At 65.9% G+C, this 11,576-nt stretch carries 11 protein-coding genes and 4 pseudogenes; 10 read left to right on the forward strand and 5 right to left on the reverse strand.

All coding sequences use genetic code 11. The annotated features are described in order from the left end of the window. Nucleotides 1-662: 662 nt before the first annotated feature. A pseudogene (locus G6038_RS31045) lies at nucleotides 663-812 on the reverse strand (IS5/IS1182 family transposase); the annotation flags it as partial. Nucleotides 813-942: 130 nt separating this feature from the next. On the opposite strand from G6038_RS31045, the gene G6038_RS28475 reads away from it, so the two are divergent. From G6038_RS28475 to G6038_RS28510, 9 genes and pseudogenes are all read left to right on the forward strand, one after another. After that, nucleotides 943-1,701 (forward strand): FadR/GntR family transcriptional regulator, encoded by a 759-nt coding sequence (locus tag G6038_RS28475; RefSeq protein WP_165041983.1) that lies wholly within the window; start codon nucleotides 943-945, stop codon nucleotides 1,699-1,701. Nucleotides 1,702-2,250: 549 nt separating this feature from the next. Continuing rightward, on the forward strand, nucleotides 2,251-3,276 hold the full coding sequence (locus G6038_RS28480; RefSeq protein WP_165041985.1) for a hypothetical protein: 1,026 nt from the start codon (nucleotides 2,251-2,253) through the stop codon (nucleotides 3,274-3,276). 58 nt (nucleotides 3,277-3,334) lie between these two features. Next, nucleotides 3,335-4,474 (forward strand): DUF4238 domain-containing protein, encoded by a 1,140-nt coding sequence (locus G6038_RS28485; protein WP_165041987.1) that lies wholly within the window; start codon nucleotides 3,335-3,337, stop codon nucleotides 4,472-4,474. A gap of 126 nt (nucleotides 4,475-4,600) precedes the next feature. Next, nucleotides 4,601-4,864: pseudogene (gene tnpA, locus G6038_RS28490) on the forward strand (IS200/IS605 family transposase); the annotation flags it as partial. A 197-nt stretch (nucleotides 4,865-5,061) separates the two neighbouring features. Further along, a pseudogene (locus G6038_RS32230) lies at nucleotides 5,062-5,220 on the forward strand (type IV toxin-antitoxin system AbiEi family antitoxin domain-containing protein); the annotation flags it as partial. Between the two features lie 108 nt (nucleotides 5,221-5,328). Next, nucleotides 5,329-5,709, forward strand: a complete 381-nt coding sequence (locus G6038_RS32235) for a type IV toxin-antitoxin system AbiEi family antitoxin (RefSeq protein WP_346772943.1) — start codon at nucleotides 5,329-5,331, stop codon at nucleotides 5,707-5,709. 116 nt (nucleotides 5,710-5,825) lie between these two features. Next, nucleotides 5,826-6,484 (forward strand): annotated as a pseudogene (locus tag G6038_RS28500) (nucleotidyl transferase AbiEii/AbiGii toxin family protein). Nucleotides 6,485-7,059: 575 nt separating this feature from the next. Then, a complete protein-coding gene (locus tag G6038_RS31700) occupies nucleotides 7,060-7,212 on the forward strand; it encodes a hypothetical protein (protein ID WP_240918812.1) in 153 nt (50 codons plus the stop codon). A 163-nt stretch (nucleotides 7,213-7,375) separates the two neighbouring features. Next, nucleotides 7,376-7,591, forward strand: coding sequence for a hypothetical protein (locus G6038_RS28510; protein WP_165041991.1), 216 nt, complete (start codon nucleotides 7,376-7,378; stop codon nucleotides 7,589-7,591). A 356-nt stretch (nucleotides 7,592-7,947) separates the two neighbouring features. Here G6038_RS28510 and G6038_RS31705 read toward each other — a convergent pair whose 3' ends face one another. Continuing rightward, entirely contained in the window at nucleotides 7,948-8,274 is a 327-nt protein-coding gene (locus G6038_RS31705; RefSeq protein WP_240918814.1) for a hypothetical protein, read from the reverse strand. A gap of 310 nt (nucleotides 8,275-8,584) precedes the next feature. Between G6038_RS31705 and G6038_RS28520 the strand changes: the two genes are divergently transcribed. Continuing rightward, nucleotides 8,585-9,142: a hypothetical protein gene (locus tag G6038_RS28520; protein WP_206025779.1), complete on the forward strand. Its 558-nt coding sequence runs from the start codon at nucleotides 8,585-8,587 to the stop codon at nucleotides 9,140-9,142. 401 nt (nucleotides 9,143-9,543) lie between these two features. Here G6038_RS28520 and G6038_RS28525 read toward each other — a convergent pair whose 3' ends face one another. The 3 genes from G6038_RS28525 to G6038_RS28535 form a co-directional block, all read right to left on the reverse strand. Next, nucleotides 9,544-9,909: a hypothetical protein gene (locus G6038_RS28525; protein ID WP_240918815.1), complete on the reverse strand. Its 366-nt coding sequence runs from the start codon at nucleotides 9,907-9,909 to the stop codon at nucleotides 9,544-9,546. A gap of 94 nt (nucleotides 9,910-10,003) precedes the next feature. After that, a complete protein-coding gene (locus G6038_RS28530; protein ID WP_240918817.1) occupies nucleotides 10,004-10,243 on the reverse strand; it encodes a hypothetical protein in 240 nt (79 codons plus the stop codon). 202 nt (nucleotides 10,244-10,445) lie between these two features. Continuing rightward, nucleotides 10,446-11,012 (reverse strand): dihydrofolate reductase family protein, encoded by a 567-nt coding sequence (locus G6038_RS28535; protein WP_165041993.1) that lies wholly within the window; start codon nucleotides 11,010-11,012, stop codon nucleotides 10,446-10,448. Nucleotides 11,013-11,576: the final 564 nt, after the last annotated feature.

Consider the following 11,576-nt stretch of genomic DNA (forward strand, 5'->3'; position numbering starts at 1 on the left):
ACCCCGATGGCCGCCTTCCAGACCCTGCTCGGCCTGCAGTCCCGGCAGCAGCCCACGACCTACCGGCAGATCGTCGCGACCGGACCGGGCGCAGCCAAACTCACCTGATCTAACCGGATAAGCATGACACGCCCTATCCCGTTGACCAGCAGATCCTGTCGGAGATCACGGCTGATCTGAGAGCAACAGCTTGGACTCGAGGCTAGGCCGTGTTTCAAAATGTCCGCTATTCATAGCCACTGGTTGATGGCGGCGACGTGGACGGTGGCAGATACCGCACGGCAAGCTTGTCGTAGGGGGTGGCCACCGCCCGGTGCTGCTCGAGTTAGTTGATGCCGCACTTGACCGCGTGCCGCTGCCGATACACCTGACGGTCGAACGCCGGGAGACGTCCGCCACCGGAGCCTCGTCTGCGGCGGTGCGTGAGTTGATCGGACGGGATCACGATCGTCGCTCTGATGCCACGTCGACGCAGGTAGGCACGGTTGGCGCGGGAACTGTAGGCCTTGGCCGCCAGCACCCGCACCGGCCGGGGTACGCACCCGGCCGCATCCGAGCCGCGGCACCGAAAATCCGCAAGAGCACCGCGGTGAACTGCAGACTGTCACCGGGCTGGTCGGGGGCGAGCAGCACAGCGGCTGCCGGTGCTGCTCACAGCCCAGATGCAGCTTCGTGCTCCACCCACAGCGCGAGCGCCCCAGGGCGTGATCGTTGGGTTCGGTCTCGACGCCGCCGGGCGGTTCGAGCTGCAGGGATCCGCGGCCACCGGCGGCGTGCTGATGGGCGCGCACGATCGTCGAGTCGACACTGACGTCCCACACGATCCGCCCGGAGGCGTCGGCCAACGCCTGCAGCGCGGTCAGATGGATCCCAACCCTTCGGATGATTGCAGAGAGTAAACTGTCAGTCAATACCGACTCCGCAATCAACCTTGGAGCGCTAATGTCGAACGGATTTGCGGGTGAGGAATTCGCGCAACCTCAGGCACTGGTTCTAGGCCGGAAGGTCCTGCGTCCACGTCAGCAGGTCGAGGACGCACTGCGCAAGGCCGTTCTCGACGGCCAGCTCCGCACCGGGGACCGACTGCCCTCCGAAACGGAGCTGGCCCGCCAGTTCAGCGTCAGCCGACCCACCATCCGCGAAGCGCTCTCCGCCCTGGAATCCCAGGGTCTGATCCGCAAGGTCCCCGGCGCCGGCGGCGGCAGTTTCGTCCAAGCCGTCGACCACACCGCCCTCGGTGAGCTCGTGCAGGAATCGATGCACAACCTGCTGCGCCTGGGCGGCGTCGACATCGACGAGATCGCCATGGTCCGCCAGTACCTCGAGGTCCCCTCGGCGAAACTCGCCGCCCAGAACCGCACCGAGCAGGACCTCGAGGACCTGCACGTCCTCCTCACCGAGCAGAAGAACCGCACCGTCGACGACCCGATGATCGCCGAACTCGACGCCCAGTTCCACATCACCATCGCCCGCATGTCCGGCAACCGCATCCTGGCCTCGCTCGTCTACGCCCTGCACCGCGAATCCGAACCCGTCGGCTACCTCGACCTGTCCCCCGACCTCGGCCGCGACACCTTCGCCCAGCACCAACGCATCGTCAAGGCCATCGCCGACCAGGACCCCGACGCCGCCGAACACGCCATCACCGAACACCTGGCCTACCTCCGCGCCCACATCCGCAACACCTCGGCACGTTCCTGAGCGAATTCGTCCGAGTAATTGAGTCGATGGTGTGCACAGTCGCACGGTGCGCGACGCGTGCATGCACTTGCCTCCTGCCGATAACGCGGCCCTTATGTCAGGTAGCGGGTTGGCGGTCTTATTCGACGGGTCCGGGTGTCGGTCCTCACGGACAGGCGCCCCGCCACAAATCGTGTGTCGGCCATGTCTCGGCCTTCAATCGACGTCTCGGACCGTCGCTTGCACAGTCGCAAGGAGTTCCTCGACTTCCCCTGCCAGTTGAGGTAAGGATGCACGGTGACGACGTGCGACAGCGAAGATATCCAGCCGCCATACATGAAGGGCTTCGTGATCATCCTTCCCGATGGCGTCTCGATTCCCGACCAAACAACGTAGGCAGTCGAGACCGACGAGCTTGAGCCGCTCTTGAACGGCGTTAATTGGCGTCCGACATCAACCGTCAAAGCGCCGATACCCTCTGACGGAATTGGCAGAAACCTGGTTTCGCTACGCTTTTGGCAAGTAGATGACGAATCGGCGGGCCCGTTCGCGACCGACGTTAGGCATCTCTTGAAGGCCTTCAACCGTGTTCATCCTCAACCAGGCGCGGACACGGCTTCGCTGGCCTCCCTCGATGACGAAGTCGTGGATCTGCCTCGCTATAGGACGATCGTCGAAGCCGTCACCTTCGTCGCTTGCGCGGACGATTTGATCGCGACAGAGATGAAGCCTGACCCCCTCACACGATGCCTCGATGCTCTGTTCGAATTTCATCGCGCGTATCGCATCGCTTCAAACACACCAACCGATGAGTTGACTTACGCACAGCTCTTCCCGCTCGTCCTGACGTTCAGGCGTGCTCTGTCAGATGATGTAGTGACGCCTGACGGAACCATCCACCTATCGGACAATCTCAAGTTTGGGCCGCTGGCGGAGCACCTTGGGAGCGTAGACCTCGCCCTCGTAGCTGAGGGAGTTGCTCGCCTCCGCTTTGGTGATCCAGTGCTGAATTTCGTGGAACGGAAGATCGATGCTCAATACGAACTATCGGTAAAGGGAAAGCACGCAAACGCGGTGATCCAACTCGCGATCGCATGCGAAGTCGTTCTGGATGGACTGCTCGGCTTGGCACTCTGGGAAGAAGGTGTCAGCGACACGGACGCCGCAGCGGTCTTCTCCTCCGACATCACGCCACGATTGAAGTCCGAGTGCGGATCGCGGTTCGGCGGGAACTGGTCACTCGATACCGGAATCCTCTCGAGCTGGTTCGAGGACGTTGCAGGCATGCGGAACCGCATCGTGCATGCTGGTTACCAGCCTACAGCCGCGGAAGCCAAGCGCGCAGATGCCGTTGTAGTCACCCTGGCCGAGAGGATCAGCGACCGCCTATGCGACAAGTTCAGGCGATACCCCAGGACTGCATGGCTCTTCTTGGGCCAAGCGGGTTTCGAGCGTCGGAGCAGGTATTCGAACCGCGTCAAGACGTGGATTGATGGCCAACCAGCGAACGCTGTCCTGGACTGGCTGCGCGACTATTCGAAATGGCGAGACTCGGTGGACGCTCAAGTCCAGCGACGACGTCGATCGTCGCCGTAACGCCGTGGGTGCCCCACCCGATTATGGAGCGGCGCACGGGACTGCCTAGCCTGTGCTGATGCGAATCGACCACCGGTGGCTGTCCGACATCGAGATCGAGCGCTCTAAGGAGATGACGCGGCAGGCCAAGGACCGGCCGCGTCGGCACCACCACGTACCGCAGATGTATCTGCGGCGCTGGGCCGCCGTAGACGGATCATCACGCCTGGTGCGAATGACCGACCTGGCCACCAGGGAGTCGGACGCGCGGAACCCGGACTCTCTCGCGAACGAACCCTGGTTCTACCGAATCACCGCCGACGACGTCGACCCGGTGGAGGTGCCGGATCTGTGGTTTGAGATTCACATGTCGCGCGTGGAGAACGATGCCAAGCACGTGCTCGACTCACTTGACCGGCTGCCGGATGGGCAGATTCGAGACCGAAATCTCATGACCGACCTGGCGGTCTTCGTCGGTCTTCAGAGCCAACGGACGGTGCGAAGCCGCCAGGGTGAGCTGGACATTGACGCCGGAATTCGGCGGTTCGGTGTGCGCAACGTGGTAGGCGAACCCGAGATGTTGCCGAGGCTGTGCCTCTTCACGGGCCGGCACTACAGTCCCGACCGGCGTGACGAACTGGCGGACGAAATTGCCGAGGAACTGGGTGATCGCCCCCTGATCAGCGACGCGGACACCGGGGCGAAGCCACGTGCCATCGAAAGCGCCATCGGTGTCTGGCGCAACACCGTGGTGCCACATTTGTTGGTCCAGCGATCGTGGTGGCTGTACTCGACAGCGCCACTCGCCACGTGTGATGAGCCGGTGATCTATATCGGTGGGAGAAAGGGCCGAGCGTCCGCCACCTCCTACACCTTCGGTGATGCGCCGCTGGTGCTGTTTCCGCTCGACCCCGGCCGTCTCCTGGTCCTCGCCGATTTCACCTATCGACCGACTGGACCCTTCGTACTCGACGATGCCGACACGGCGGCGATCAACTACGAGATCGGCGCGGCCTGCCAGCAGTTTGTCTACGAGCAGGACGGCAGCGGTATCGCGGCAGGTCTCCACGTTCCCCCTCGTCCCGTGTTCGATCCCATTTCGGCAACCACTTTTTGGGAATCGGTCCACCCGCCGACACGATGGCTCCCTGGTGAAGGACCTGAATGGCCGCTCAGCCGATGGTCCGTCGAGGCGTACCTTGCAGCCGACCGGAGGTAGAAATCGAGGCTGCTGGGACCTTGGTCGAGCACCGACTCTGGACCTGAGTATCGACCTGACGAACGAATGGATCGGTCTGTCTCCGCCGCGCCTCACCTGGAGCGGATGGAGGAGATCATGCGGGCGGTATGCGCCGACTTCGAGTGCGAGCTGGTGGAGTTCAACGGCGAGTCGAACCACGTCCACCTGCTCGTGAACTTCCCTCCGAAGGTTGCCGTGTCGAAGTTGGTGAACTCCCTCAAGGGGGTCTCCTCGCGGAGACTGCGCCAGGAGTTCCCCGAGTTGGTCCGGCACTACTGGCGGGCGCAGCGATTGTGGTCCGGCTCGTACTTCGCCGGTTCGGCAGGGGGTGCCCCGATCTCGGTACTGCGGCAGTACATCGAGCAACAGGACCGGCCCGTCCAGGGCACGCTCGGTCCTGACGGGCCTCCCGCGTGCGCCTTCACCTCCGCCGTGAACGACGGAGCACTGGCGCACATTCTGGTAGCGACGGTGGATGCAGTCGAACTGGCCGTCCCATTGCGCGCCCAGTGTGCATTTCGTAGGGTTGTGGCCTACGTAATGCACACTGAGAGGCTGAATGGGCGGTGAGCGCGGCAAGGGGGACGCCGCTGCCGGCGGAGCTGGCGCGATCGGTGATGCGGACCTTCCGTCCTCAGGATGTGGCCCACGTGTATGCCCACCCTCGGCCGGAACTGTCACGACTCACCGATAGAGGCCTCCTCCACAGAGTCGCCCCCGGCTACTACATAGTTGTCCCGCAAGAACAGATGGGACGTCGGTGGCTGCCAGGCCTCGAGGCTGCGGCCGCGGGGATCGCCTCGGCAATCTACGGAGCCAACCAGGTGGTACTGATGGGGGTCAGCGCGGCACGAGTGTGGGGGGCAATTCCCCGTGCACTGGCCACCGCTGTCGTCGCCGTTCCTCGTGCGCACAGACCCATCGAGCTGAGCGACCGCGACGCCACGGTGCGGTTTGTGCAGCGGGATACCGACGCGCTCGATGCGGAACGGGTGGAGACCTCGCTCGGCGCTGCGCTGGTCACGACTGCTGAACAGACAGTGCTCGACCTCGCCCGTCGGCCACTGCTCGGGCACGCAGAACACGAGGTCCCGGCTGCGATCGCAAACCTGTACCGCCGCAGCGACCCTGAACGACTCGAACAGCTGGCAGGGCCGCAGCGCCTCGTCTCCGCATTGCGGCGTGCTGAGATCTGGGCGGGGAAACAACCGTGAACCTCGACGAACGTGACGCGATTGCCACACAGTTCGCGGTCTCGTCGGAACAGGTGGAGCGCGACCACCTCATCTCCCATGTGCTCGCCGCGATCGCGGATCGATTCGCCGACCGCGTGCACTTCATCGATGGCACCGCGCTCGCGCGCACCCACCTCCCTCACGGTCGCCTCAGCGAGGACATCGACCTCGTCGCGTTGGGTAACCGCACGACGTTGGCTGCCGAACTCGATGCTGTACTCGAGCGCGCCGTCGCGCGGACTCACGGTCGGTTGGTCTGGGAGCCGGCGCTTGCTGCCGTCAAGGACACCCAGGCTGCAACTCTCCGCACCGCCAGTGGCCTGTCCGTCAAGATCCAGTTGCTGTCTTCGCGGGACCGCACCGTGTGGCCTGCAGAAACCGAAATCTGGAACAGCGCTATAGCGACGCGCCGCCGGCGACGTTGACGGTACCGACTCTCTCTGCCTTTGCAGCGGCCAAGACCGCGACATGGCACGATCGACGCGCGCCGCGCGACCTGTGGGATCTGTGGGCGTTGGCCGAGATCGGAGCGATCGACGCCGAGGCTGCCGCGTTGTTCCGTAGGTACGGTCCAACGAATACAGTGCCTGGAGCTCATCTGTTCGAGCAGCCACCCAACGAAGCGGACTGGAGATCTCAACTTGCCGGTCAGGCTCGTCTGACTTTGACGCCATCCGGAGCACTTGTCGTTGTTCGTCAAGCGTGGGCACGAGCCGCGAACTCATACTCACTCCTGGGAGAGGAAGAAGTGTGACCGACAACGGAGTCTCCCCTCCGGGCGGCCATCGCGGCCAGTAGTTCCGCACGAGTTCATGCTGGCCACAGCCCCTCGAAGAGGGCACCGACAAGGGCCGACGGTCCCGCTGGAACCGCGAATACCCCACGGCCGGCGACCTTCGGTCGAGGGCGAGGCGCCAGATGATCGGCAACCATGACATCGACCTGGTCCTCACTTCGCACAAACCGGTGCACAGGCCCAGCAACCCTGCACGTACGGCGTGCACCTGCACTGCACCATCAGGCCTCGCGGCCGGGGGAACTACTCGCCCGGGAGCGTCGATGGGCTCGGGCTGCGGCTTGTCGATCCGTGGCGCCGACATCCCATGACCGGACCGGTCCGCCGCGCGGCACCGGTTCTACTGCGGTCGCTACCCTGACACCGCACCCGCGACACGCAGGGAGGACCCATGAGACGCCTGACCGGTCGGTGGCCGATCGTGGAGATGGACCTGTGGGACCGCGACGCGATCGAGCTCGTCGAACCCGGCTCCCTCGAGTTTCACCGGCGACGGGACCGGCCGGTTCGGTTTCGTCGCCGTCCGCGGCTGGGTGGACTGCCGGACCACCGAACGCGACGGCCGCACTCTCGTGGAGTTCAGCTGGGACAGCGACGACGACGGCAACCCGGTCAGTGGACGCGGCCGGGCCGCCCTGGCCGAGGACGCCACCCTCGCGGCCAGCACACCCGTCACCGAGACATGATCGCACCCAACCACCTTGCCGGACAGGATAACTGAAACCGGCCCGCACTAGGGGGTCCGTGTCGTCGGCGGTGCCGCCGCCACCACGAAGCCCGCGGACACCATCTTCACCTGAACCATCGCGCCAGCCGCACACCCCTCTTCGCCCACCCGGAGCGGCATGCGTGTCAGGTACTCCCGACAATTCGCACACCCCGCAAGGCAGACCGGATTTCCACCACAGCGACCTGTACCTGCTCCAGCACGCCAACGGAGGCCTGCTACGAGGCACCCAGAAATCCGCCCCTCTGGCCTGGAAACGCTTCGGCGACTACATGCTGCAGGCATTTCGCGCACCCGGCCCCGACCCGCTGACCCCGCCGCCCGACGCCTGGACATAGCCACCTGCTCCTCGACAGATTTCTCCACCGTCGACGGACAGCACCCCCGCACCGACCCGCCGGTGCCACGTCACGGCCGACAGAACACACCTCGGCGACCGACTCCCGCGACACCTGCACCACGTCCCGCCCGGAAGAGTCCACGAACGACCGGTGCCTCCACCCACGGCGTCTTCGCGGATTCGGGTCGCGAATCGGCCAGCCCGCGCGCTTGCCGCGCCACCCGAGTTTCAGGTGGACGGCAGACAAGCCACCGTATGCTTTGCGATGCAATGCTTTACGGGCTCAGTCCGTACGCCGGTGAGCGCCGTTATGTCATCTTGTAAGTTGCAGCTTCAGCTTGTCTGCTTCCGAGATCAGCTCGTTGCGACGAGCCCGTCCACTGCAGCTTCGGCCAGGGCTTCACCGAACTCGTCGGCACCGAGTCGACCTTCGGGTGAATACCACTCCGATGCGGAGGTCCCTACCAGAGTGAAACTGCCCTGCCGCTCATCGCCCACAGTTCCCCGCGCGAGCGGCCTCGGCTCCGCCCCGCGCGGGGAACTGTGGGTATCGGGCTGGGTGGCGTCGGTGTATGCCCGATAGCGCCAGTCCTGGGCGCCGAGGTGCTCGCCGATCTTCTGCGCTGGCTGTATGTGCTCGGCTTCCTCCCGGAGCCTGACTTCTTCGAGAACCGACACCACGGTAGACAGCACTCCCCACGCGAGCTCTGTGCTGCAGCCCGCGCACCACGCGCACTACGCGGACTTCGCGGTGAGGTTTCCGGCCGTAGGCGGCGCCGCCGAATCCCACGTCCGAACCGGGCACGGGGCGACCGCGGACGCCTCGACGAGGCCTCACCGTCCGGGACCGACAGACCGACTGACCGGCGGTCGAAGACAGCGGGTGTGCACCCCCGGCCGGTCGACTCTCCCCGACCCGGTTGCGGGGACCACAGGACACACCCGTCTCCTTGGTCCGCCGGGATCCCGTCGGCTGTGCGACAGTGACTCGATGAGCGGCAGGGCGCGCCCGGCATCGTGGTGGACCGTGCTGTCCGTCCTCACCGCGGTGCTCGTCGCCCTGGTGTGTGGGGTCATCCTGGGGGCGTTCATGCCGCCGGTGGTGTTCTTTCCCTATGTCGCCCTCGCCTCGTCGGTACTGGTGGTCCTGGGTGCGGTGTGGGTGGGGCTCGGTCTGATCGGCTGGTTCCGGTACCGGGCGCTGCGCGCCAGTGCCGTCGCACCGGTCCTGGTGGTGCTCACCGTCGTGCTCGTGGCGTTGTCGGTCCCCTCGCGGGTGGCGTTCGCGGTCTCGAGGAACGCCCTGGCCGCCGAAGCCCGCCGGTGCCCGCAGTCGTGGACCGACCAGCGGATCGGGGTGTACCGGATCTGGCAGATCCGCCCTGTCGAGGGCGGATGCCTGTTCTTCATCGAAGGCGGCCTGATCGATTCGATCGGCTTGGCGTATCTCCCCGACGGGGCGCCGCATCTCGGTGATCCCCGACGGGACGGCGAGATCGGTTACCGGCCGTACAGCGGCCCGTGGTACCGGTTCGTCCAACGGTTCTGATGTCGGCGACCAGCCGGGGCACCGGTGCTTCGCGCGTGCCTCGCCATCGCGCTCTTGACCCAGTTCTATCGCCGCGTCGCTCGCCACCTCGGACAACCCGCGCGATTCGGCGACCTGCTGTGCTGCCCCAACCGGATCGATCCACTCGAAAGCTGGGTCATCGAGCACCGCAGACGATTCAGAGCAGTCCGCGAGCGGCATTGGAGTACTTCAGCAACCCCATCCTCCCGACAATCCGCCACTTCAAGTGAGAAGCACCGACCGACGACAACACCACCCCCAACTGGCGGAAACCAGGTCAACCCCCACCAGGCGCGCCAGATCAACCGAGAACCGACAACACTGTCCGTCCCTCGCCGGGGGCTCCCGGCGAGGGACGCCCTCGCCGCTCGAGGGGTGGGTCAGCACGTCGGGTCGAGGCCGCCGAGGCCGCCGAGGTCGGGGAGGCAGTCGTCGACGGCGGCCGCGATGGTGGCCTGGTGTTCGTAGTCGTCGATCCATTCGAGGACTCCGTCCGGGCCCTCGGGGCCGGCGCTCAGACCGATCCGGAAGCGGGTGTCGATACGCAGACGCACGTACGGCGACGGGCGCCCGGTCCGGTGGGTAGCGGCCGCGATGCGGCGCAACGCGGCGGCGCCGGCGACCACGGCGTCGACTTCGGTGGCGGCCGTGCCGGATTCCTGCGCGACGGCCGGATCACAGGTGACGGTCCAGGTGTGCACGAGCGGGTCCTCCTTCGGGTCGGTGCAGCCTTCGGTGGACGCCACTGTGTCCGGCCACCCCGGCCGCGACCCGGGCGCACACGGGCAGTGGGCCCGGTCCTGTGGAGAACCGGGCCCGCTGTGGACAACTCACCTCGAGTCAACGCCTTCGGTCGAGCGCGAGCGCCTTGTCGTCGGCGGGCAACAGCACCGACCGGGCCACCTGCACGGCGCGGGCGAGCTCGGCGGTGAAGGCCCGATGACCGGCCCGGTCGAAGAACCGGAAGACCAGCGGTCCGGCCTCGACGTCGACCCAGTGGATGTGACGGCGAGGCTGCGGATCGAACGCCCCGCCGGGGGTGATCTTGGTCTGTGGCACCGTCGACCAGTGCACCGTCACCACATGCTCGTCGGCGGCGAAGAGGTCCGGGCGCAGCAGGAACTGCTGGCAGGGCCGGTGTGATCGCCGTGGTCCGCGGTGGAGACAAGGCGTCGAAGGCCGAGCTGCTCAGGGCGGCGTGAGCAGCCAGGCGCTGCGCCCTCAGCTCCATCGGTAGCGAGTCCGGGACGACTCGCTACCGCTGGCGAAGGCGGACGAGCGGTCAGCGCCTCGTCTCGTACCTGGTCAGCACCACGCCGCTGGGGAACGTCCGCGTCTCCACCATGTCCAGGTTCACCCAGCTGTCCAGCGCGGTGAAGAACGGCGTGCCGCCGCCCACCAGGACCGGATAGGTGGCCAGCGCGTACTCGTCGATCAGCCCGGCCCGCATGGCAGCCCCGGCGAGCGTTGCGCCGCCGATGCTCATCGGGCCGCCGTCTTCGGCCTTGAGCCGGGTGATCTCGGCGACCGCGTCGCCGGTGACCAGGCGGGTGTTCCAGTCGACCTTGTCGATCGTCGAGGAGAACACCACCTTCGGCGTGTCCCGCCAGTTGCGTGCGAACTCGATCTCCGCCGGGGTTGCGTTGGGCTGCTGGTCGCCGGTCGGCCAGTAGGAGCTCATCGTCTCCCATAGCTTGCGCCCGTACAGCGACAGGCCGTTCGCCCGCTCCTGGTCGAGCCACCACTGGAACAGCTCGTCGCTCGGCGGCCCGCCCCAGCCGATGTCGTCGCCGGGCGCGGCGATGTAGCCGTCCAGGGTCACGTTCATGCCGTAGCTCAGTTTCCGCATGGTGCCAGCCTCCCGTGAGTCGGTCTCCGGCGTCCAGACCGGCGCCGTGCGGGAAACGCATCGGTGCGCGGTCTCGGCTCGCAGGTAGTCCTCGTGCTCGGGGCTCAGCGTGGCGTACTCGGCCGGCCCGGGCACCCGACGGATCTCGACCTCGCCCTCGCACGGCAGTGGCCCGCCGGCGAACCGGACCCGGGCACCCCGATCTCGAGCAGACCGCCGAACAAGCTACGACGCAGAAAGCGCGAAATCTGAAGAAATGCCATGGAACTGAGACTCGAGCCAAATGACATTCCGTGAGACAACCAACGAACCCGCCGGTCAAACAAGATCGACATGTCACGCAGTCCAAGACCCTACAGCTCCGCCGACGGCGCCGCGGGCGACGAAGGACCGACAGGTCCTGGTGCGTGTGTGCGCCGGTAGGCGTTTCCTACTAACGGTAGTTTGTTGACTTTCCGACGGGTCCGAGGTAAGCCGGAAGTAGTGCTCGTGCGGTTCCTGGGGGTGTGTGATGACCCGACATCGGCCCTGCCCGGCGGCGCCCGGCCCGCTGGAGGAATACGC

Origin of the sequence: Rhodococcus sp. 14C212, from assembly GCF_011058195.1 — a bacterium.
Taxonomy (GTDB): Bacteria; Actinomycetota; Actinomycetes; order Mycobacteriales; family Mycobacteriaceae; genus Rhodococcus; species Rhodococcus aetherivorans.

Coding starts and splice junctions, on each gene's coding strand:
- G6038_RS28520 (WP_206025779.1), top strand. CDS start 8,585: ATGAGCGGCAGGGCGCGCCCGGCATCGTGGTGGACCGTGCTGTCCGTC.
- G6038_RS32235 (WP_346772943.1), top strand. CDS start 5,329: ATGGGGGTCAGCGCGGCACGAGTGTGGGGGGCAATTCCCCGTGCACTG.
- G6038_RS28485 (WP_165041987.1), top strand. CDS start 3,335: ATGCGAATCGACCACCGGTGGCTGTCCGACATCGAGATCGAGCGCTCT.
- G6038_RS28535 (WP_165041993.1), bottom strand. CDS start 11,012: ATGCGGAAACTGAGCTACGGCATGAACGTGACCCTGGACGGCTACATC.
- G6038_RS28475 (WP_165041983.1), top strand. CDS start 943: ATGTCGAACGGATTTGCGGGTGAGGAATTCGCGCAACCTCAGGCACTG.